The sequence below is a fragment of the Streptomyces sp. CS113 genome (assembly GCF_002188365.1).
GTDB classification, from domain to species: domain Bacteria; phylum Actinomycetota; class Actinomycetes; order Streptomycetales; family Streptomycetaceae; genus Streptomyces; species Streptomyces tendae.
This window is the reverse complement of the sequence record NZ_KZ195574.1, coordinates 8,510,397-8,533,199: the sequence shown is the minus strand read 5'-3', so window position 1 is coordinate 8,533,199 and position 22,803 is coordinate 8,510,397. Positions and strand designations below refer to the sequence as shown.

Here is a 22,803-nt window from a genome sequence, read left to right as displayed (position 1 = left end):
TCCTCAGCCGTGGGTGGAGGTGGAGACGGGGACAGGGGTGTTCGCCGCGTCCGGTGCGCGGGTGAGTACGGCCAGCGGGGGTGCTCCGGGGCGGGTGGGCAGGGTGCGCGCGGTCATTCCGGACTCGGCGACCACGTCCTTCAGTCCGAACGGCTCCCACCGGTAGGAGTCGTGCACCTCGCGCTCCGCCTCGGTGGCGTCCTCGCGGTAGACGCGCCAGGTGGAGTGCAGCCGCAGCACGCCGTCCTCCGTCTCGTCGGGCGCTCCGCCGAACGACCACTCGTAGCGGTGGCGTCCGGCGGTGGCGGTGGCGAGCCTGGTCTCGGGGAGAGTCAACGGCTCCTCGAACTGCATGAGTTCGACGACCACGAGCCCGCCGGGGGCCAGCCGCCGGTTCAGCCGCCGCCACAGCAGGGCCCGCCCGGCGGCGTCGAGGTGGCCGAGGACACCGCACAGCAGGACGGCGCTGACCCGTTCCGGGAGGTCCAGGCCGGGCGCGGCGTCGGCGGTGACGGTGACGCGGGAGCGCAGGTCCGGGTCGCTGAACACCCTGCTGGTGAGTACGGCGCGCATGCCGACCGCCGGTTCGCAGGCGAGGATCTCGGCGTCCGGCCGGGCACGGGCGACGGCCTCGGTCACCAGGCCGGTACCGGCGCCGATGTCGACGACCGGTCCGGTGCTCAGGTCGGCGTCGGCGAGCAGCGCGGCGACGGCGGGCGCGCTCGCGGTCGCGGTGTGCTCGGCGGCGACGAGGTCGAAGAACTCGGCCGACGGGGTGTAGGGCGAGGCACGCGCCGCGCCGCGGGTGCGGGCCGGGTCGTCGGCGCGGTGCGCGTCGGTGCGGGCCGGGTCGGCGCGAGTGTGCTGTGGGGCGGGGAAGACGTCGCTGAGCGCGAGGGGCCGCGGGGTGGCCGGACGGACGATCTCTGGCGGTCCGAGCCGTGCGGCGAGGTCGGACCAGATGCGGCACACGGCCAGGTCGTACTGGCCGGTGCGCAGGGCGTCGCCGCCCTGCTCGACGGCTTCGCGGAGCCCGTCGAGAGCGCTGCCGACCGCTTCGGGCCACAGGTCGGTGAAGACGGTCCGGAAGGTGCCCGTGGCGCCGACCACGGCGGTGGTGCCCAGGCCCAGCCGGCCGGTGCCGGGTCCGTCGAGGACGAGGCGCCGGTCGGCGTCGCGTCCGACGTGCAGCCGGGGGCTCCACAGCACGGGGCCGTGGGTGTCGGCCAGGGTGAGCACTCCGCCCTCCGTGCCGAGGGAGATCCGGTGCCAGTGCAGGGCGTGGTTGTCCCGGTCGGACGGGTCGAGCTGGTGGTGCACGCGCAGGGTGAGGGGTACGCCCGCCAGCATGCCGTGCAGGGAGCGGAACGGCTGCGGTCCGACGGCGGCGGGCAGCGGCGCGGGGTCCGCGAAGCGCCAGGGGCGCAGGGTGCCCAGCGCGCGGCCGAGGATGTCCACCAGGGGGTGCATCAGGTGGACCGGGGTGGCGGCGTCCACGAAGAGCGGCCGCTGTTGTGCGACGAGTCTGCGGGCCGCGTCGACGAAGCCGCGGACCGGCGAGACGTGCGGGTAGTGGGTGTTGAGGCGGTACTGCACGCCCCGGCGGCGTGCGTGGGTGAGGCTGTTCGTCAACTCGGTGAGGTGGACGGGGTGTTCCTGGAGGACGTGGATGCCCCGGTCCATGAGCGCCCTGGCCAGCTCGGTGCCGGCGCCGCCCGAGATGGCGGAACCGACCGCCACGCAGGCGGCGTCGATGTCGGCCGGGAGGTCGTCGGTGTCGGTGTAGTGGGGGACGCCGAGGCGCTCCGCGTACGCCCGGGAGGCGGCCGAGCCCCGGCTCAGGATGCCGGCCAGCGCGTATCCGGGGCGGCGGTGTGCGGCCTCGGCGTAGAAGCGGCCGAAGTTGGTGCCGCAGACCAGCACCCGGAAGGGGGTGGAGGTGTCGTTCACAGCACGCCCTCTTCCACCTGGTCGGCGTCGGCCGCCGCGCCGGTGAGCCGCAGGTCCGCGACGCCGCGGCCGCGCAGGTGGCGCACCACGGTGTCCGGGTCCAGCACGTCGCGGGCGAAGTGCACTCCCGCGGGCACCCGGGCCCGCAGCACGGCGTCCACCGCGAGCGCGCCGACGGCCGCGGTGAGCCGGTAGCTGCTGGCCGCGCGCAGGGTCAGTCCGGCGGTGGCCGGGCGCCCGGACGCGGTGCCCGACAGCTCGAAGTCCATGACGTAGTAGGGCGTCCGTCCGGCCAGGTCGAGGTCGGCGGCGAGGAACAGCCGGTCCGCCAGCTCCGCCGGGTCGTCCCCGGCGGCGAGGCGGCCCGGCAGCACGTTGAGCAGGGCGCGTACCGCGGGGCCGGGGTGGACGTTGTACCAGTCGAGCCGGTCCAGGCCGAGGACGGTGGCGAGGCGTTCGCTCTCCCCGCTGAGGTAGGGCTGGAGCGCCACCCGGCCGGGGAAGGCGTGGTGTTCGGTGTCCTCAGTGATGCGCAGGGCGCGCGGGACGCGCCGGCCGTCGCGGACGGCGGCGAGGGCCTCGCCGTAAGCCGCGCCGTCCGCGCCCCCCAAGGTGAGGGAGAGCATGAGGTCGTGCGCCACCGTCGGCGAGCAGGTCTCCAGGCCGCCGCAGTGCGCGGTCAGCGCGGCGACACGGTCCAGGCCCTGCCCGGCCAGCCAGCGGGGCAGGAGGCCGGACAGGCCCGGCAGGGCCCCGGCCGACAGGACGACCGTACGGCCGTCGCGGGCCGGGTCGCCCGCGTCCAGGAGGTCCTCGGCGGCCGGGTCGTCCCCGGCCACGTCGACGCAGTCCGCCCCGGCGGCGAGTGCGGCGGAGGCGACCGTGGCGCGCAGCCGGTAGGTGGGGCCCGCGCAGTTGAGGACGATGCCGCAGCCCTCGGTGAAGGCGCGCAGGCCGTCCGGTGCGCCGGCGTCCGCCCACACGGTCTCGTCGCGGCCGGTCGGGTCCTCCTCGGCGACCGCGCTCAGGGCCGACGCGGTCCGGCCGCCCAGGCGCAGTCCGGTGTGCCCGAGTGCGCGCAGTTCCCGTACGGCGGCCCGGCCGACCGCTCCGGATGCGCCGAGGACTCCGATCAGGGGCTCGGTCATCGGGTGATCGCCCCCTGGGTGAGTTCGCCGAGGGTCTTGAGGATCTCGGGCGCGTGTTCGACGGACAGGCAGCTGTAGTGGTCGCCGCCGATGTCGACGATGTCCAGGTCGCCCAGGGTCAGTTCCTCCCAGTAGGCGGTGACGGCGTCCTTGCTGCCGGGGAAGGGGTAGGCGCCGTCGTGGCGCAGGAAGGTGATGTCGCCCGCGTAGGGCTCGGCGTCGTAGCGGGTGATGGCGAAGACGCTCTGCCGGAAGGCGAGGAAGAGCCGTGTCATGTGGTCGGGTTCGTAGCTGCCGGCCGATGCCGGTACGGCCTCGCACATGCGGGCGATACGGGTGGCGCGGGGGACGTCGGCGAGTCGCCGGAAGCGGCTCGCGACATCGTCGAACTCCCGGGGCAGGGCCGCGAGTCCGCCGTCCGGCAGGACACCCGGGCTGGCGGCCAGGACGGCGTCGGCCGCAGCGGCCACCCGGTACTGGTCGTCCGGGAAGCCGAGGTCGGCCGGGTCGATGCCCATCATGACGGCGAAGGAGTACTCGGCGAGGAGTTCGTCGTCGAGGCGGAAGCGGGGGCTGTGGCTGCTGATGACGGTGAGGCTCTCCACCTCCGCCCCGGACTCGGCGAGGTTGCGGGCCACCTCCGTGGCGATCAGGCCGCCCAGGCAGTAGCCGACGACGTGGAAGCGTTGGCGGCCGTCCGCCGTCAGGGCCCGTGCGTAGTCGGCCGCCATCTGCTCGATCAGTCCGTCGGGGGGCGCGGCGAGGAAGGCGCTCAGGTCGGGCACCTCCACGCCGACGACCTCGGCGAGGCCCGGCGAGCGGCGCCTGATCTCGGTGATCAGCGCCCGGTACGGCATGATCGTCGCGGTTCCGGCGTGCACCAGCACGGTCGTCGGCTCGTCCGGCGAGCGGGAGCCATGCAGGTGGATCACCGGGTCCGTGCGTACGGTCCCGGGCGCGGGCGCGTCCTGGGCGCCGGCGAGGCCGCGCAGGAACCCCGCGAGGCCCGCGACCGTGGGGCGGCGCAGCATGTGGCGCAGGACGACCTCCCACTCCAGGTCCGCCGCCTGCGGGACGCGTTCGCGCAGCCGGCCCACCATGCGGGCGACCAGGAGGGAGTCGCCGCCGAGGTCGAAGAAGTCGTCGTTGCGGGTGACGGGGCCGGTCGCGAGGAGCTCCGTCCACAGGTCGGCCAGGGCGCTCTCCAGCTCGTCCTTCGGCTGCTCGTCCACGACGACCGGTGCGCTCTCCCGGGGCAGCCAGGACTCCAGGCGGGCGCGGTCGGTCTTGCCGTTGGCCGTGCGGGGCAGGGCGTCGACCACCTGCCACACCGCGGGGAGCATGTACTCCGGGAGCCGGGTGGCCGCCGTTCGGGCCAGCTCACCCACCGGAACGTGGTGGCGGTCGTCCTTCATCGTGGCGAGGAACACCTCCTGTCCGGTGGCGGCCAGGGCGTCCTGGGGGCCGGGGAGCGAGACGACCTCGGACGCGGCGTGCCCGTCGAGGAGTTCGCGCCACTGGGTGTGGGTGAGGAAGGACTGTCCGGTGTGCTCGCGCACGTCGGTCCAGGCGCGTCCGGCGACCTCCAGGAACTCCATGGAGACGAGCAGCGGGAGGTTCTCGTCGCGGGTGTTCTCCACGAACACGAGCTGCCCGCCCGGTACGAGCAGTTCCCGGAGCCTGCCCACGGCGGCGTCCGCGTCGGCGGCGGCGTGCAGTGTGTTGGCGCAGACCACGACGTCGAAGGTGTTGGGCGCCAGGTGCTGGGCGCGCGGGTCCTGGTCGACGTCGAAGCGCTGGTGGCGGACCCATGTGTGGTCGGCGAAGCGCTCGCGGGCTTCGTTCAGGAAGAACGCCGAGGGGTCCGTGAACAGGTAGTCGACGCCGTATTCGGCGAGGACGGGCACCAGTTCGCCGGTGGTGCCGCCGACGCCGCCGCCGACCTCCAGCACGCGCAGCCGCTCCTCACCGGTGTGGTTCGCGGCGATCTCGCGCAGTGCGGCGACCACCGCCCGGTTGAGGTGCCGGATGGCGAGGTTGTCCCGGTAGGCGGCGTCCGCGGCGTCCGTCGCGGCGCCCGGGAAGAGCAGGTCGCGGATGCCCACCTCCCCGGAGACCAGCTCGGGCAGCCGTTCGGCGCAGGTGCGCATGACGGTGAGCAGTTCGGTGCTCCACCCGATCTCGTGCTCCAGGTCGGCGGCCAGCCGCCAGCGGCGCTCCGTCTCGGGCGCAGAGACCGGGACGAGACCGGTGTAGGCGTCGTCGGCGTCGCGGTGGGTGAGCCGGTCCCGGGCGGCGAGGGCCCGCAGCCAGCGGCGCACGATGTGCCGGTGCCGGGGCGTGGCCCGCAAGGCCGTGCCGATCTCCTCCGCCGTGCGGGCCGCTCCCCCGTCGAACACGCCGGTGGCGGTCAGGACCCGGGTCATCTCGGCGACGGCCACGTCGTCGAGGGCGGCCAGGAAGTCCGTGAGCCGGGCGGAGTCGACGGCCGCGGAGGCCTCGCGCACGGCGTCGGCCGCCGCGGCGCGTGCCCGGTCCCTGCCGGTCACCGGGGACGTGTCGTCCTGGTGCGCCGGCCCGCCGTCCTTGCGCGCCGTCTCCACGAAGGCGGCCAGGCGTCGTCCTCCTGCCGCCGAGTCGTCGACGACGACGGCGCCGGCCGCGACGGCCGGGTGGGCCTGTACGGCGGCCTCCACCTCGGCGAGTTCGACCCGGTAGCCGCGGATCTTGATCTGGGCGTCCTCCCGGCCCAGGAACTCGATGGTCCCGTCGGGGAGGTACCGGCCGAGGTCGCCCGTGCGGTAGAGCCGTTCACCGGTGGCGGGGTGGGTGAGGAACCGCTCCGCCGTGCGTTGCGCGTCGCCGAAGTAGCCGAGGGCCACGCCGGCGCCGCCGATGTACAGCTCGCCGGGCACCCATTCGGGGCGTGGCCTTAGGTGCCGGTCGAGCACGGCGAAGGTCTGGTTGGTCAGGGGGGTGCCGTAGGGGATGCTCGGGCGGGCGGTGTCCACCTCGCCGACCGGGTGGGCGATGGACCAGATGGAGCCCTCGGTGGCTCCGCCGAGCGAGATGACCTCCAGGCCGGGCAGGAGGGCACGGGCCTGGTCGGGCAGCGCGACCGGTATCCAGTCGCCGGATATCAGCGCGAGTCGCAGGGTGCCGTCGTCGGCGGGGGGCTCGGAGCGGAGCCAGTCGCACAGCATGTGGAGCTGGCCCGGCACGGAGTTCCACACGGTGACGCCGAAGTCGCGGACCAGTTCGGCCCAGTGGGAGGGGTCGCCGCGCCGGTCGGCCCGGGGCAGGACGAGGGTGGCGCCGACGGCGAGCGGTCCGAACAGGTCGTAGACGGACAGGTCGAAGCCGAGCCCGGCGATGCCGAGGACGCGGTCGTCCGCCGTCACCGAGTAGCGGCGGTTGATGTCCTCGACGGTGTTGAGGGCGGCCCGGTGGCTGATCATCACGCCCTTGGGCGTGCCGGTGGAGCCGGAGGTGTAGATGACGTAGGCGAGGTCGTCCGGATCCCGGCGGGCGGTGGCCGCCGTACCGTCCGGGGCGGATTCCGCGACGCGGTCCACGGCGACGGCGGACACCGTGGCCGGGAGGTCTTCGAGCTCGGCCAGCCAGGACTGGGTGAGGACGGTGCGGACGCCCGCGTCCGCGATGATCGTGTCCCGGCGGGCGGGCGGCTGGGCCGTGTCGACGGGCAGGTAGGCGCCGCCCGCCATGAGGGTGCCGAGGACGGCGACGACCTGCTCCCAGCCCTTGTCCGTCCAGATCGCCACCGGTTCCCCGGCGCGCAGTCCCGACGCCGTCAGCGTCTGTGCGACACCGGTCGCGCGGGCCACGAGCTGCCGGTAGGTGAGGGACAGTCCGGGGGTGCGGACCGCGATGGCGTCCGGTGTGGTCCGTGCCCGGGCGAGCAGGGGTTCGTGCAGCAGGGCGTCCGGCAGCGGGCCCTCGGTGGCGTTGACCGCGTCGCGGCGCGCCGCCTGCACCGCGGGCAGGGTGATGCGGGCCGGTGCGTCCCAGGCGTCCTCACCGGCCGGGCCCGCGGCCGACAGCGACCGTACGAGTGCGGTGTACGCCTCGAACATGGCGTCGGCCACCCCGTGGGCGAGCGCGCCGTCCCGGACGTCCCAGGACAGGCTCAGCGCGTCGCCGCGGTGCATGACCTGGCAGTCGAGCCACACTTGGGGCGTCCGGGTCACGGCGTACGTCACCTCGGGGGGCACGCCCTCGGCGGTGGCGCCGGAGCCCAGGGCGCTGGTGAAGACGACCGGCATGAGCACCGGGGCGCCGGCTCTGCGGGAGAGTTCGGCGAGCACCTCCGAGCCGGTGAACAGCGGGTGGGCCAGGTCTTCGAGGAGCTGTTCCGCCACGGCCCCGGTCCGCTCGGCGAAACCGGCCGGGGCGCCGAGGTCGACGGCGAGGAGTTCGAGCGAGGTGAAGTCGCCGACGAGGCGGTCGATGTCGTCGTGCAGGGCGGGCCGGTCGACGGTGGGCGCGTTGAGGGTGAAGCGGCTGGTCCGCGACCAGGCGCCGACCGTTTCGGCGTAGGCGGTGAGCAGCGCCGCCGACACGGTCAGGCCGCGCCGTGCGGCCCGTTCGGTGAGCCGGTCCCGGTCGGCCGCGGGCAACAGGACCTCGAGCCGTCGGAAGGTCACCGGGTCGTCGGGGGCATGGGTGCGACCGCCTTCGTCCGGGGCCGTCACGGCGGCCTCCCAGGCTTCGGCGAGCGGCAGTTCGGGGGCGGGCGGCAGGGTGTCGAGGCGTTCGGTCCAGTAGCCGCGATCGCGGGCGTGGCCGTCGGTGCCGGTCAGGGCGCGGCGGGCCAGGACGCAGTCGCGGAAGGTGACGCGCGGGGCGTCGGAGAGTGCGGTGCCGCCGTAGCCGCGCTGGAACTCGGCGAGCAGGAGGCGCAGGCTCGCGTGGTCGACGACGAGCATGTCGAAGGCGAGGTGGAGCACGGCCCGTTCGGTGGTCCGGGACACGTGTACGTCGAAGAGGGGCCACTGGTCGGTGGGTGTCTCGCGGGCCGACAGCCGGGCCCGGGTGCGCGCGACCCGGGCGTCGGCGGCGGCGGCCTCCAGCGTGGTCAGGTCGTCGGTACCGACGGTCAGCGCGGGCACCTCGGGCAGGACCCGCTGGTGGCCGTCGTGGTGGATGACGGCGCGGAGCATGTCGTGCCGCTGGACCAGCTCCCGCCATACGGCGGTGACGCGGTCCACGTCCAGATCGGGGTATTCCAGCTCCACGTAGGCGTGGCAGCCGACGCCTCCGTAGGCGTAGGCGTCGGTGCGGCCGATGAGGTAGGCGGCCTGGATGTCCGTGAGCGGGAACGGTTCGTGGCGGTTGTCGGGGTCGGCCCGCAGCGTGGGCTCCGCCGCCTCCAGGTGGCGCAGGATGGCTTCCTTGTGCGTGCGCAGTTCGGCTCGGTGGGTGTCCGTGAGCCTGCCCTGCGGGGCCCGGAAGCGCAGGTGTCCGTCCTGGGCCCAGAGCGTCACGCCGTCGTCGGCGTATCGGGCCAGCAGTTCAGCGATGTTCACAGCTCTCCGGTCTCGTAGGCGGTCCCGTGGGCCGCGAGGGTTCGGGTGATGTCCGCGGCGAGCGCGGCGATGGTCGGTGCGGCGAAGAAGCGGCGGGCGGGCACGGTGGCCGCGAAGCGGCGTTCGATCGCGGTGAGCAGGCGCAGCGCGGTGAGGCTGTCGCCGCCGGCGGTGAAGAAGTTGGCGTCGCGGTCCGGCGCGGTGGTGGGCAGGTACCCGTGCCAGAGCGCGGCCAGGGCCGTCTCGGTCTCGCCCCGCGGTGGCTCGGCCGCGGCCGGCAGCGGCTCCGGTCCCGCGAGGCCGGCCAGGGCGGCCCGGTCGACCTTGCCGTTGCCGGTCAGGGGCAGGGCGGGCAGGAGCAGGATGCGGGACGGTACGGCGTAGACCGGTACCCGCTCGGCCAGCAGGCCGAAGAGGCTCTCGGTGAGTCCGGGGTCCTCGGCCGGCCCGGTGCCCCCGGCGGGCGGCGGCTCGTGCGGTACGGCGAACGCGACCAGGCGCCGGGCGGTGCGCTCTCCCACGGCGACGACGGCGGCCCGGGCGACGGCCGGATGCGCCTCCAGGGCGGCTTCGACCTCGCCCGCCTCGATGCGGTGGCCGGCGATCTTCAGCTGGCTGTCGAGCCGGCCGAGGAACTCCAGCAGTCCGTCGCCGCGGTACCGGCCCAGGTCGCCGGTCCGGTACCAGCGCCGGCCGTCCCGCTCGACGAACTTCTCGGCGGTCCGTTCCGGGTCGGCCAGGTAGCCGCGGGCCAGTCCCGCGCCGCCGATCCACAGTTCGCCGGGTACCCAGTCGGGGCAGTCCCGGCCGTCCCGGCCGACCACGCGGTACCGCTGCCCGGTCAGGGGGCGCCCGTAGGGAATGGAGACCCACCGGGGGTCGGGCTCGTCGACGGTCAGGGTGTTGGACCAGATGGCGGCCTCGGTGGCGCCGCCCATCGCGACGAAGGCGCAGGGCCGCGCGGTCCGGGCGCGCAGCCGGGCGGGCAGATCGAGGCCGATCCAGTCGCCGGAGACCAGCGCGGTCCGCAGCCCCGCGAGCCGGCCCTGCTCTCTTCCGTCGCTGCCTTCCCGCCCGGCGCCGCCTTCGCGGGCGTCCTGTTCGTCGGCGTCGAGCAGCAGGTCGAGCAGGGCCGGGACGGTGTTCCAGAGGGTCACGCCGTACCGTTCCAGCAGGCGCGGCCAGCGGGCCGGTTCGCGGCGCTGCTCCTCGGTGGGCAGCAGGAGGGAGCCGCCCGCGGCGAGCAGGCCGAAGACGTCGTACACGGAGAGGTCGAAGTCCAGTGCCGACAGGGCGAAGACGCGGTCGTCGGCGGACACCCGGTGCCGGGCGTTGATGTCCGCGATCGTGTTCCAGGCGGCGGCGTGGGTGATCTCGACGCCCTTGGGCTCGCCCGTGGAGCCCGAGGTGAAGATCACGTAGGCGAGCGACTCGGGAGCCGTCCCGACCGGTGCGGCCGGCGGCTCGCCGCCCTGTGTGTCCGCGAAGGACAGGGTGCGGGGACCGGTGCCCTCCGGAGCGGGCCAGCCGCCCAGGACGACGTCGAAACGGGCCGTGGCGTGCACGCGCTCCAGCCGGGCCGCGGGCTGTTCGAGGCTCAGGGGGACGTAGGCGGCGCCGGCCGCGAGGACGCCGAGGACGGCCGCGATCTGCTCCGGGCCCTTGGGGAGGGTGACCGCGACCAGGTCGCCCGGCCGTGTGCCCGCGTCGGCGAGCGCGGCGGCGGTGCGCAGCGCCTGCGCGGCGAGGGTGCCGTAGGTCACCTCCTCCCCCGCCGTGGTGACGAGGGCGGTGCGGTCGGGGGTGGCCGTCGCGTGGGAGAGGAACAGCTGGTGCAGCGGTCGCGGCGCCACCGGCTCCAGGACCGCCTCGCGGGCCGCGGCGGCCCGCCGTTCGTAGTGGGAGGCGGGCACCAGGTCGGGCAGGGGTGTCTCCCAGTCACCGTCCACGAGGTGCCGCAGCAGCCGCTCGTACGCGCGGAACATGGCGTCCAGCACGCCCTCGGCGAAGAGTTCCTCGACGGCGTCCCAGGTGACGACCAGGTTCCCGGACTCCTCGGTGACCTGGTTGTCCAGGCAGACCTGCGGGGACTGGGAGATGCCGTGGACCTTCGCGGGCAACCCGGCGTCTCCTCCCGCCAGGGTCGCGTCACCGACGCCGACGGCGCTGGTGAACACCACGGGCGCGGCGGCGTCCACCGTGCCCGTGCGCCGGCCGAACTCCCGCAGCAGCCAGTCGATCGGCACGTCGGCGTGGTCGAGGTCCTCGGCCTGCCGCCGTTGCAGCGCGGCTGCCGCCGCAAGCCAGTCGGCGCCCTCGCGCAGGTAGCCGGCGAGGGACAGGGAGGTGAAGTCGCCCAGCACCCGGTGGATGTGCGGGTGAACGTCACGCCGGTTGAAGAGGGTGAGGGTGACGGTCACGGCGTCGGACCCGCTCCAGGCCGCCAGTACCTCTCCATACAGGGCGAGCAGGACGGTGGACGGGGTCAGACCGTGCCGGGCCGCGTCCCGCTTGACGGCCTGCCAGTCCTCGGCCGGCAGGCTCAGCCGGCGCCGGGTGAAGACGGGCGCGTCGAGGGTCGCCGGGTCCCGGTCGAAAGGCAGGGCAGGCGGTGGCGACAGTTCCGGCAGCCGGGACTGCCAGTGGGCGCGGCCCCTTTCGGTGGACTCCGGGTCCGCCGGGAGACGGGTCAGGTAGTCGCGGAACGACACGTCCACGGGCGGCAGCGGGTGTTCGGGGTCGGCGTAGAGCGCGTTCAGTTCGGCGTAGAGCGTGGTGATGGAGAGCGCGTCGAGGACGAGGTAGTCCAGGCCGACGCCGATCCGGGTGCGTTCCTCGGCGCCCTTCCCGTCGGTGTCCTCGTCCGCGTGGTAGCGCACCGCCTCGACGGCGAAGAGCGGCCATCGGGCGGGGTCGCGGACCTGCTGGGACAGACGGGCCCGCAGACCGGTCAGGGCCTCGGCCGCTCCACCGGCGCGGGCGTCCTCCACCGGCAGGCGTACCGGCGGCACGTCGGGCAGCACGCGCTGGTGTCCGTCCTCGACGACCGCGCGGAGCATGCCGTGCCGTCGCACGAGGGTGTTCCAGGCGCGCTCCAGCCGGTCCAGGTCGACGTCGGTGCCGTCGAACTCGGTGTAGTGCCAGGTGCCTACGCCGCCGAGGGTGAACCGGGGGTCGCGGCCGGTGTGGTAGGCGGCCTGGACGTCGGTTAGCGGGAACGGCTCGTGCGCGCGGTCCGGATCGGGCACGAGGAGGGGCGCGGTGGCCAGTGACGGCGCGTCGGCGGCGGTCGTCGCGGGCCGCAGTGTCTCGCAGAAGTGCCCAAGGACGGGGCGGGCGAAGAGGTCGGCCACGCGGGCGCCGGGGAAGCCCGCGGCGCGCAGCCGTCCGATCATGCGGGTCGCGACGAGCGAGTCGCCGCCGAGCAGGAAGAAGCTGCTCTCGCGGCCCACTTCGGCCACGCCGAGCAGGTCGGCCCACTCGGCCGCCACGGCCGTCTCCACCGGCCCGGTCGGTGCCGACGTACGCGCGCCCTCCTGGCCCGCGGCCTCGGTCAGCGCCCGGTGGACGGCCGCCCGGTCGAGCTTGCCGTTGGCGGTCAACGGCAGGTCGGGCAGGACGAGGACGCGCTCGGGGACCATGTGGGCGGGGAGGCGCTCCGCCGCCCGCAGCCGGACCCGCTCCGGGTCGGGAGCGGCGCCGGGCGCGGACACGGCCGCGGCGAGGCGGCGGACCGGTGTGTCGAGCACGCAGGCGACGGCGTGCAGGACGGCGGGGTCGTCCTCCAGCGCGGACTCGACCTCGCCCAGTTCGATGCGGTGGCCGCCGATCTTCACCTGGTGGTCGGCGCGGCCGAGGAACTCCAGCAGGCCGTCGGGCCGGTAGCGGGCCAGGTCGCCGCTGCGGTACCAGCGTTCACCGTCGTGGTCGACGAAGCGGTCCGCGGTGCGTTCGGCATCCCCGCGGTAACCGTTGGCCACGCCGGGGCCGCCGATCCACAGCTCGCCGGGCACGAGATCGGGGCAGTCGCGTCCCCGGCCGTCCACGACTCGGGCCCGCATGTTGCGCAGCGGGACACCGTACGGGACGGACCTCCAGGCGGGATCGGTCCGCTCCACCTCGAACACCGTGGAGTGGACGGCGGCCTCCGTCATGCCGCCGAGCGCCACGAAACGGCAGCCGGGGACGAGGGCCCGGAGCCGGCGGGGCTGGTCGAGCCCGACCCAGTCGCCGCCGAGCAGCACCATGCGCGGGGAGTCCCCGAGGCCCTCGTCCTCCCCGGCGGCCATCAGCAGGTCCAGCAGGGCGGGCACGCACTGCACCAGGGTCACCCCGTGCGTGCGCACCAGCCGTGCCCAGTGGTGGGCGTCGCGGCGGTGTTCCTGGCCCACGGCGACCACCTGGCCGCCGAGGGACAGCGGGGTGAAGATGTCCCAGGTGGCGAGGTCGAAGTCCAGCGCGGAGATCGCGAGCGTGCGGTCCGCCGGGCCGAGCCCCAGCTGCTCCGCCATCGCCTCGACGGTGTTGACGACCGCCCGGTGGGAGACCTCGACGCCCTTGGGCAGCCCCGTCGAGCCGGACGTGAACAGCACGTAGGCGGGCAGGGCGGGGTCCGGCCGGACGACCGGCGCGGGCCGGCTGCCCGACGCGTCCTCCAGAAGCAGCACGGGGGCCGCGGAGGCCTCCGCGCACAGGTGGGCGTGGTCGCGGTCGGTGAGTACGGCGGCCGCCCCGGCCACGGAGTGGATGCGGCGCCGGCGCACGGCGGGCTGTTCCACGCCGACCGGGGCGTAGGCCGCGCCCGCGGCGAGGATGCCGAGGACGGCGGTGATCTGGCCGGCGCCCTTGGGCAGGGTCACGGCGACGGTGTCGCCCTCCCGTACGCCGTGCTCGCCCAGCAGCGCGGCGATCTGCCGTGCCCTGCGGGCGAGTTCGCCGTAGGTGAGTGTGCCGCCCGTGGCGCCGGCGACCGCGGTGCGGTCGGGTGCGGTCTCGGCGAGCCGGAAGAAGCGGGTGTGCAGGGCGCGGTCCGGAACGGGCGTCGGGGGCAGCGCCGCCACCGCGCGCCGGGGCAGGACGTCGGGGGCGAGCAGGCCGTCCACCGGCCGGTCCCAGGCGCCGGGATCCGTGACCAGGCGGGTGACGAGGCGGCGGTAGGCGTCGAACGCCGCGTCGGGGACGCCGGCCTCGAACACGCCGTCCCGCACGTCCCAGTTGAGCAGGAGTCCGCCGTCGAGTTCGGTGACCTGCGCGTCCAGGTAGACCTGCGGGCCCTGGGAGATGATCCAGGAAGGCCGGCCGAAGGACTTCTGGACGTCCTGTTCGAAGATCTCTCCCAGCCCGATGGCGCTGGTGTACACGACCGGAGCCAGCACCGGGGCTCCCTCGGCGCGGGCGAGGTCGCGCAGTACCTCGACACCGCCGTACGCACCGTGGGAGATGCCCTCCCGCAGCCGTTCCTGGAGGCCGCGGGCCTGCCGGGAGAAGGGAAGCGGTGCGCTCATGTCCGCGTCGAGCAGGACCGAGCTGCTGAAGTCGCCCACCAGTGCGGCGGCGTCGGGCACGGACAGGTCCCGGTCGAACAGCGGCAGGTTGAGAAGGAAGCGCCGGCTGTCGCTCCAGGCGGCGATCACCTCGGCGAAGGCGGTGGCGAGAGCGGCGGCGGGAGTGAGTCCGTGCCGGCGGGCGGCGCCGACGAGCGCGGCCTTGTCGGCGGGGCCGAGCCAGTGGTGCAGACGGCGGGAGTGGGTCAGTGCCCTGTCGTCCGCGCCGACCGGGGTCAGGGGGTCGACGGTCGTCGGCAGCCGTGGGGCCCGCGGCAGTTCCGGCAGGCGCTCGCGCCACCAGGCGGCGGCCTGCTCGCGCTCCGCCCGTCGGCGGACGTCGTGCTCGGCGAGGTAGCGCCGGTAGTCCAGGGCGAGTTCGCGCGGCGGGTCGTCGGGACACTCGTAGAAGCGGCGCAGGTCGGCCAGGAGGACCCGCAGGCTCAGCGCGTCACCGGCCATCATGTCCAGGTCGATGTGCAGGCGGGTCCTGCCTTCGGGCAGCAGGCACAGCCCCGCGCGGAAGACGTCACCGGCGCTGACGTCCGGGTGGGCGTGGGTGTTGCGCTCACGCAGCCGTGTCAGCTCCGACTCGGCCTCGGCGGGGGCGAGTTCGCGCAGGTCGTGGACGGTGAGCGGCTCGCCTGCGGTACCGAAGCGCTGACCTCCGTCCTCGTCGAAGACGGCTCTGAGCATGCCGTGCCGCAGCACGAGCGACCGCAGGGCGGCGTCCAGGCGGTCCGGATCGACGTCGTGGCCGTCGAGTTCGACGTAGAAGTGCGCGGCGACGCCGCCGAGGGGCTGTCCGTCCTGGCGTCCGATCCAGTAGGCGTGCTGCATCGTGGCCAGCGGGAAGACGTCCGGCTCCGCCCCGGTCGCGGCGTGCGGCACGGACGGCGCGGGCGGCGTCCGCGGGGCGGCGGGGGCGGCCGCGCCGTCCCGCGCCTGTGTGAGCAGGGTCGTCCAGTCCACCAGGGTCGGGCTGTTCGTGAGGTCCTGGAAGGTGACCTCGATGCCCTGCCGCCGCCAGGCGCCGACCAGTGACATCAGCACCAGTGAGTCGAGGCCGAGTTCGAAGAGGTCGCGGTCGTCGGCCAACTCCTCCGGTGCGATCTCCAGCGCGCGTGCCACGGCTTCCCGCACCGCGGCGGACGCCTGGCGGTCGGGGCTGCCGGCGCCTCCCTCCGCTGTCCGCGCCTGGACGACTGCTTCATCGCTCACTGGTGCTGCCTTCCGGTCGGATGGAGTGGGGGCCGCGTCGGAGTACGCCAACGCCGGCACGTCGTCGACGCGTGGGCCGCCGGCGCCGGGAACCGCCACGGCGCAGGGCCGAACCCCCCGCTAGATAGAAATGATTATCATTTCTATACTTCACATCGTAATCACACGACGGGACTCGGCGCCAGAGCCGGAGGCCCGGCAATGAGAGGCGAAGTCCCATGACCGAGACTCAACGGACCTGGTCCGAAGCCGAAGCGGCGCGCTACCGAGCCGCCGGACACTGGCAGGGAGTGAACTTCGGCGCCCGGCTGCGCGCCTCCGCGGCCGCCCACGGAGGGCGCGTCGCCCTGGTCGACGGCGAACGGCGGTGGACCTACGCGGAGCTGGACGCCGAGGCGGACCGTGTGGCCCACGGCCTCGGCGGACTCGGGATCGGGCGGGGCGACCGCGTGGTCGTCCAACTCCCCAACCGCGCGGAGTTCCTGCTCGTGTGGTTCGGGTTGCAGCGCCTCGGTGCCGTACCGGTGCACGCGATGCCGGGCCACCGGCGCCGGGAGATCGGCCATCTGGTGCGCGTCGCGGGCGCCGTGGCCTGCGTGGTGCCCGACCGGCACGCCAGGTTCGACCACCGGGAGCTGATGCGCGAGGTACGGGCGGAGCAGGGGCCGGGCGGCTCGCTGCGGCATGTCGTGGTGGTCGGCGATCCGGGGCCCGACCAGGGCTTCGTCCCCTTCGAGGCGCTGCGCGCGCAGGCACCGGCCGAGTCCGCTCCCGCCGCCGACGGCGACGGCGACGGCGGTGCGGATGCCGCCGATGTGGCTCTCCTGCTGCTGTCCGGCGGCACCACGGGACTGCCGAAACTCATCCCGCGCACGCACGACGACTACTCCTACAACGCGCGCGCCTGCGCGGATGTTTGCGCACTCGACGCGCGGTCCGTGTACCTGGCGGTGCTTCCCCTCGGGTTCAACTTCGCCTTCGCCTGCCCCGGCGTGCTGGGCACCCTCATGGCCGGGGGAACCGTGGTCGTCGCGCCCGACCCCAGCCCGCAGACGGCGTACGCCCTCGTCGAGCGGGAGGGCGTGACCCTGACCTCGCTGACCCCGCCGCTCGTCTCCCATTGGATCGACGAGGCCGCGTCGGGTTCCTGGGACCTCGGGAGCCTCTCGGTGGTGCAGGTCGGCGGAGCGCGGCTGCCCGAGGAGCACGCACGCAAGCTGGGACCGGCGCTCGGGGTGACCGTGCAGCAGGTCTTCGGCATGGCGGAGGGCCTGATCAACCTCACCCGCCTCGACGACCCCGAGGACCTGGTCTGCGCGACCCAGGGCCGGCCCGTCTCGCCCGACGACGAGGTACTCGTGGTGGACGGCGACGGCAGGCCCGTGCCGGACGGTACGGCGGGAGAGCTGCTCACCCGGGGCCCGTACACGCTGCGCGGCTACTACCGCGCCGAGGAGCACGACCGCACGGCGTTCACCCCGGACGGCCACTACCGCTCGGGGGACGTGGTGCGGCGCCTGCCGTCCGGTCACCTCGTGGTGGTGGGACGGATCAAGGACCAGATCAACCGCGGCGGCGAAAAGGTCGCCGCGGTCGAGGTGGAGGAACAGCTGCTGACGCATCCCGCGATCACGGCGGCGGCGCTGGTCGGTGTGCCCGACGAGCGGTGGGGGGAACGGTCCGTCGCCTTCGTCGTCTGCACGGGCACCGCGCCCGGCGCACGCGAGGTGGCCGCCCATCTGAAGGAGCGCGGGCTGGCCGGTTACAAGACTCCGGACGAGGTGGTGCGGGTCCCCGCGCTGCCGCTCACCGCGGTCGGGAAGGTCGACAAGGCCGCGCTGGCACAGGGGTTGCCCCGACCGTAACGCCTCGCGCGGAGGAGCGCCCGGGGACCCGGGCGCTCCTCCCGTCGGCGGTGACGGGCCGGTCACCGCCGCTCGTCCGGTACGGCGCGGACGGCGTGGGCGGCGGATCCGGAAGGGGCGGCGTGGGCGGTGGATGCGGCGTGGGCGGCGTGCGCGAGCAGTTCCCTGGTGACCGGATGTTCCGGGGTCCTCAGCACCCGGTCCACGGCACCGGCCTCCACCACGCGTCCCGCGTCCAGGACGACGACCCGCTGCGCGTGACCGGTGGCGGCCGTCAGGTCGTGCGTCACCATCACGACCGTCATTCCCAGCGTGTGCCGCAGCGAGTCCAGCAGGTCGAGGACGCCGCCGGCCGTCTCCGGGTCCAGCGCGGAGGTGATCTCGTCGCAGACCAGGACGCGTGGCTCGGCCGCCAGCGTGCGGGCCAGCGCGACGCGTTGACGCTGCCCCCCCGACAACTCCCCCGGCCGGCGGGCCAGCACGTCCGCGTCCAGGCCGACCAGACCGAGCAGCCGTACGGCTTCGCGGGAGGCGTCACCGGCGGACCGGCGCCCCACCCCCCTGAGGGGGCGCAGGAGCGCGGCGCTCACGGACTCCCGGGGATTGAGGGCGCCGCGGGCGTCCTGCGCGACGAGTTGCGCGGGGGCCGCACGCCCTCGTTCCGCGCCGTCCTCCTGCCACTCGACGCTTCCCCGCACCGGCCGGTGCAGCCCCGCGAGACACCGGGCGAGGGTGGTCTTGCCCGAGCCCGAGGGGCCGACCACGGCGGTGCAGGAGCCTGCCGGGACGGTGAGCGAGATGCCGTGCAGCACGGGGACACGCCCATGGGCCGCGTCCAGGCCGCGTACGGACAGGGCTCCACCGGGACCGGCGCTCACGGCACTTCCCGGGACGGAACCCCTCGGGCCGAGGTCCGCCGGGCCAGAACCCGCTGGAACAGGACCCGCTGGAACAGGGCCCGCTGGAACAGGGCCCGCTGGAACAGGGCCCGCAACCGGGGCGCCCGCGAACGAGCGCGGCGCGGGTAGCGGCGACCGGGGCGGCTCCGCGCCGACGATCCGGCCCGCGTCCAGACGGATGACCTGGTCCGCCACGGACGCGATCCACGCGGGGTCGTGGCTGACCAGCAACGCGGCGCGGTCCCCGTCGGACAGGACCTCGGCCAGCAGGTCCCGCATCCCGTCGGCCAGGACCGTGTCCAGACCGCTGGTGGGCTCGTCGAGGACCAGGAGGCGGGGCCTGCCGGCCAACGCGATGGCGAGGGCCACCCGTTGGGCCTGCCCGCCCGACACCTGCCGCGGCAGCCGTCGCCGGAATCCCGGGTCGGCCGGCAGCCGCACCGACCGGAGCAGTTCGTCGACGCACCGGTGGACCTGGGACCCGCGCGTCGCGGAGGAGCGCAGGCGCACCGCCTCGGCCAGCTGCGTGCCGATCCTAAGCGCGGGGTTGAGCGAGGCGGCGGGGTCCTGCCCCAGGTACGACACCACGCGCCCCCGCAGGGTGCGGGCGTCCCGGCGGACGAACGGGTCGAGGCCCGCCACCCGGACGGTCCCGGCACGCACCTCCAGGCCCGGGCGGACATGTCCGAGCAGGCTGTACGCCAGGCTGCTCTTGCCGGACCCCGACCTGCCCACCACCCCCAGCACTCCCCCGCGCGGCACCGACAGGTGGGCGTCGTGCAGGACGGGCGGACCGCCGGCCGCAGGTCCGAGGGACAGCCCGCGGAGCTCGGCGAGCGGGTCCTCCCCCGACGGCCGGACGGTCGCGTCGCGGGTCATGCGGCACCCCTTCCCACGGTGTCCGCCAGCCGTCCGGCCAGCAGGCCGACGCAGACGGAGAGCACGACCAGCAACAGGGCCGGAGCGAGGAACGGCGCGGCGGCCAGGGTCGCTCCGGGGACGTTCTCGCTCACCATGCGTCCCCAGTCGGGCGCCGCTCCTCCCGCACCGAGGCCGAGGAAGCCCGCGGTGGCGGTGAGGTGCAGGGCGGCGACCAGGCGCAGCGCCGTGTCCGTGAGGGCCGGTCCGGCGATGTTGGGCAGCACGTCGTGGCGCAGCACGGCCCGCCGGGTGTCGCCCCGGGCCAGCGCGGCCTCGACGTACCCGCTGTCCAGGACCGTGTCGGCGGCCGCCCGCAGTACCCGGGTGGAGAAGGGGGCGGTGGCCAGGGCGACGGCTGTCACGAGGGCGGCGTGGCTGCCGGGGAAACCGGCGGCCAGGACGAGGACGACCAGGAGGGCGGGCAGCACGGCGAGGGCGTCCACGCAGCGGACCAGCAGGTCGCCCAGCCGGCGGGAGACCATGGCCGCCAGGACACCGGCGGTCAGCCCGACGGCGCCTGCCGCCGCCGTTCCCGCCAGCGCGGTGAGGACGAGGGTGCGGCCGCCGCCGAGTACCCGGCTCGCCACGTCCCTGCCCAGTACGTCGGTGCCGAGGAGGAACTGTGCGTCCGGCGGCTGGAAGGGCGCGGCGAGCTGCGCGGTGGGGCTGTGCGGCGCGACCGCCGGACCCAGCAGGGCGACGAGCAGGACGAGCAGCGTGGCCGCTCCGGTGAACAGCGGCGCCCGCCGGCGCGCGGGCGTGCCGGGACAGCTCGGACGTGTCCGTTCCGGTGGTGGTGTCAGGACCGTCGTCATCGGCCGTGCCCCTCCCGTGCGCCCAGCAGACGCGCGCAGATGTCGCCCAGCAGCAGCACCACGAGCATTACCGCGACCAGGGCGGTGGCGATGCCCTGCACCATCGGTACGTCCCGCGCCGCGACGGCCAGGTGCAGTTCCCGGCCGATACCCGGGTAGTCGAAGACGTTCTCCACCACCACGGCGGAGCCGACCAGGGCCCCCGTGGTGAGGGTGAGCGCCTGCACGGCCGGTCCTGCGGCGTTGGGGAGGATGTGGCGCACCGCGAGCCGGACGCCGCGCACGCCGTTGAGCCGCGCGGCTTCGCAGTACGGTGTGGCCGCGGTGTCCGCCACGGAGGCCCGCAGCAGCCTGGTGGCCACCGCGAGACCGACCGCGCTGAGCGTCAGTACGGGCAGCACCAGCGCGTGCGGGACGTCGAGCGGTGTGCCTCCCAGCGGGATGACGGAGACCCGCGGCAGGACCTCCAGCCACACCGCCAGTACGGCGACGAGCAGTGCGGCGACGACGAACTCCGGTACGGCGGCCAGGATCTGGGCGGTCGTCGAGACGACGCGGTCGGCGCCGCCGCCGCGCATCCCCGTCCACAGGCCGAGCAGCGCGGCGAGCGGCGCGGTGACGGCGAGTGTCAGTCCGGCGAGGAGCAGGCTGTTGGGCAGGCGGGTGGCGAGGACCTCGGTGACCGGTCGTTCGCCCACGAAGCCGTGGCCCAGATCGCCCCGGACCGCGTCCGCCGCCCAGTGGGCGTACCGCTCGGCCGCGGGCCGGTCCAGCCCCAGTCCGGCCCGTACTTCGGCGCGTTGGGCCTCCGAGGCGTCCACACCGGCGACCGCGCTGACGGCGTCTCCGGGGAGGACCGCCGTGGCCGCGAAGACCGCGGCCGACAGCAGGACGAGCAGGACGGCGGCCCCCGCCAGGCGACGGGCGGCGAAGGCGAGCAGCTTCACGCCAGCGACGCCCGGGAGAAGCCGGGGAACTGCTCGAAGAGGTCGTCGGATATCCCGTCGACGCCCTTGGCCCGGGCGTTCAGGTTCGGTTTGAAGACCGGCAGCACCTGGTTGCCCTCTTCCCAACGGGTGCGCTGGGCCTGCGTGCCCAGCTTCTTCGCGCGGTCCCGGTCGCTCTCGGCGCGTGCCCGTGCCACGAGGGCGTCGGTCTCGGACTTCTTCCAGCCGAAGGCGGACGGCGATCCGCCCGCCGTGTTCATCTGGTAGGTCGACAGCGCGGGGATGGGCATCTGGTACGAACCGGCCAGGGGCAGGGCCGAGTACGCGGGGAAGTCGGCGTAGAGCTGCCCCGCGGGCAGCTCGCGGACGGACGCCCGCACACCGATCTTCTTCAGGTCCTCGACGAAGAGTGCCGCCATCTCCACCATGCCCGGCGTCTCGGGTCCGGTGGTCAGTCGGACCTCCACTCCGTCGGCACCGGCCTCCGCGAGGAGTTCGCGGGCCCGCTCCGGGTCGTGGGCGCGCTGGGGGATGCCGTCGGCGTAGTCGGGGAAACCGATGGAGGGCAGGTCGTTGCCGATCTCGGCGTTGCCGTAGAACACGGTCTTCACCATGGCCTCGCGGTCGACGGCGAGTTTGAACGCCTCCCGCACCCGCGGGTCGTCGAAGGGCTTGGCGCTCATGTTCATCTGGAAGGAGAGGCCGACCAGGTAAGGGCTCTTCGTGGGGGCCAGTTCGACCTTCGCGTCGTCGGCGAGGGTGCGTGCGGTGACCGGCGAGAGGTCGTGGGCGAAGTCGATCTCGCCGCCGGTGAGCGCCCCCGCGCGGGCCGTCGAGTCCGCGATCGACCGCAGTTCCAGGCCGTCGAGGTGGGGCACGTGGCCGTAGTGGTCGTCGTAGCGTTCGAAGGCCGAGCCCTGGCCCGCGGTGAACTCGGTCAGTCGGAAGGGGCCGCAACTGGGCATGCCCTTGCGGAACCGTGCGGTGCCGTCCTTGACGACGAGGAAGTTGCCCTGGCAGAGGATCAGCCGGCCGTCGGCGATGGGCCGAAGGGTGGGCAGTACGACCTTCAGGTCCCCGTCGGCCCGGGCGCGCGCGAGGTCGAAGTTGGCGGCGGCGAGCCGGTACACGGGCAGTTTGCTCTTGCCCGCGAGCGCGCTGAGGGAGTGCAGGATGTCGGCGGAGGTCAGCCGGGAGCCGTCGGTGAAGCGGACGCCGGGCCGCACGTGCAGCGTGTAGGTCGACAGGTCGTCGGAGATGTCGATCGCCTTGAGCACGCCGTAGCGCACTCCGTCGGGACCGCTGGGATCGAGGTTGCCCAGGGTGCCGTGCCAGGCCCGGGCCCGCACGAGGTCCAGTGCGGAGGGGCCGTTGAAGAAGTCGAGCGTCTCCGAGGCGCCGCCTCCGACGAACGCGGCCCGCAGCGTGCCGCCCGAGCGGGCCGGGGAACCCGAGCCGGACGTCCCGGCTGAGCCGGGCTCGTCGGTGGAGCAAGCCGCCAGCAGGCCGGGTCCCACCGCCAGAGCGGCGGCCCCCGCCGCGCCGCGACGGAGGAAGGCGCGGCGGTCGATCTGTCTGGACATGCTTCTCCTTGACGTTCAACTGGGCTGATCGGGTCGCCGCGGTACGCGCCGCGGCGTGCGCTAGCGGCGCAGGGTGAGGGCGCCGGACGGGCAGGCCCACACGGCCTCGCGCACCGCGTCCGACTGGGTGGCGGGAGGCTCCTCGTCCAGGACGAGCACGAGCCCTTCCTGCTCGTCCTGGTCGAAGACGGCCGGTGCGGCGAGCACACACTGCCCGGCCCCCGCACACCGGTCCCGCGCGGCACTGACCTTCACGGCCTCGGACGCCTGACCTGCCAAGGACATGGGAACCCCCCTGCTACCGCCCACGCGGGCGCCTGTTCGGCACTCAGACAGTAGTCGGTAATGACATCCATATTCAACAA

Annotated in this window: 10 protein-coding genes; 1 reads left to right on the top strand and 9 read right to left on the bottom strand. The window is 74.6% G+C overall.

Features of this window, described 5'->3' with window-relative positions; all coding sequences use genetic code 11:
* Window positions 1-3: 3 nt before the first annotated feature.
* Genes B9W62_RS38565 through B9W62_RS38550 form a run of 4 tightly spaced genes read right to left on the bottom strand, consistent with a single transcriptional unit; the run spans window position 4 to window position 15,408 of the window.
* Window positions 4-1,950, bottom strand: coding sequence for a Gfo/Idh/MocA family oxidoreductase (locus tag B9W62_RS38565; RefSeq protein WP_087811537.1), 1,947 nt, complete (start codon window positions 1,948-1,950; stop codon window positions 4-6).
* Window positions 1,947-3,098 (bottom strand): saccharopine dehydrogenase NADP-binding domain-containing protein, encoded by a 1,152-nt coding sequence (locus B9W62_RS38560; RefSeq protein WP_087811536.1) that lies wholly within the window; start codon window positions 3,096-3,098, stop codon window positions 1,947-1,949. The genes B9W62_RS38565 and B9W62_RS38560 overlap by 4 nt, the downstream gene beginning before the upstream one ends.
* Window positions 3,095-8,644 carry a non-ribosomal peptide synthetase gene (locus B9W62_RS38555; protein WP_087811535.1) on the bottom strand — a complete coding sequence of 1,850 codons (5,550 nt, stop codon included), beginning with the start codon at window positions 8,642-8,644 and terminating at the stop codon, window positions 3,095-3,097. The genes B9W62_RS38560 and B9W62_RS38555 overlap by 4 nt, the downstream gene beginning before the upstream one ends.
* On the bottom strand, window positions 8,641-15,408 hold the full coding sequence (locus B9W62_RS38550; RefSeq protein ID WP_087811534.1) for a non-ribosomal peptide synthetase: 6,768 nt from the start codon (window positions 15,406-15,408) through the stop codon (window positions 8,641-8,643). The genes B9W62_RS38555 and B9W62_RS38550 overlap by 4 nt, the downstream gene beginning before the upstream one ends.
* A 218-nt stretch (window positions 15,409-15,626) precedes the next feature.
* Between B9W62_RS38550 and B9W62_RS38545 the strand changes: the two genes are divergently transcribed.
* Entirely contained in the window at window positions 15,627-17,273 is a 1,647-nt protein-coding gene (locus B9W62_RS38545; RefSeq protein ID WP_087811533.1) for a (2,3-dihydroxybenzoyl)adenylate synthase, read from the top strand.
* A 62-nt stretch (window positions 17,274-17,335) separates the two neighbouring features.
* Here B9W62_RS38545 and B9W62_RS38540 read toward each other — a convergent pair whose 3' ends face one another.
* Genes B9W62_RS38540 through B9W62_RS38520 form a run of 5 tightly spaced genes read right to left on the bottom strand, consistent with a single transcriptional unit; the run spans window position 17,336 to window position 22,723 of the window.
* Entirely contained in the window at window positions 17,336-19,051 is a 1,716-nt protein-coding gene (locus B9W62_RS38540) for an ABC transporter ATP-binding protein (protein WP_087811532.1), read from the bottom strand.
* Window positions 19,048-19,908, bottom strand: coding sequence for an ABC transporter permease subunit (locus B9W62_RS38535; protein ID WP_087811531.1), 861 nt, complete (start codon window positions 19,906-19,908; stop codon window positions 19,048-19,050). The genes B9W62_RS38540 and B9W62_RS38535 overlap by 4 nt, the downstream gene beginning before the upstream one ends.
* Window positions 19,905-20,855 (bottom strand): ABC transporter permease, encoded by a 951-nt coding sequence (locus B9W62_RS38530; protein WP_087811530.1) that lies wholly within the window; start codon window positions 20,853-20,855, stop codon window positions 19,905-19,907. The genes B9W62_RS38535 and B9W62_RS38530 overlap by 4 nt, the downstream gene beginning before the upstream one ends.
* Window positions 20,852-22,438, bottom strand: coding sequence for an ABC transporter substrate-binding protein (locus tag B9W62_RS38525; protein ID WP_087811529.1), 1,587 nt, complete (start codon window positions 22,436-22,438; stop codon window positions 20,852-20,854). Before B9W62_RS38525 ends, B9W62_RS38530 begins: the two co-directional genes overlap by 4 nt.
* Before the next feature lie 60 nt (window positions 22,439-22,498).
* The gene (locus B9W62_RS38520) at window positions 22,499-22,723 is read right to left on the bottom strand and encodes a ferredoxin (RefSeq protein ID WP_087811528.1); all 225 of its coding nucleotides are present in this window, start codon (window positions 22,721-22,723) and stop codon (window positions 22,499-22,501) included.
* Window positions 22,724-22,803: the final 80 nt, after the last annotated feature.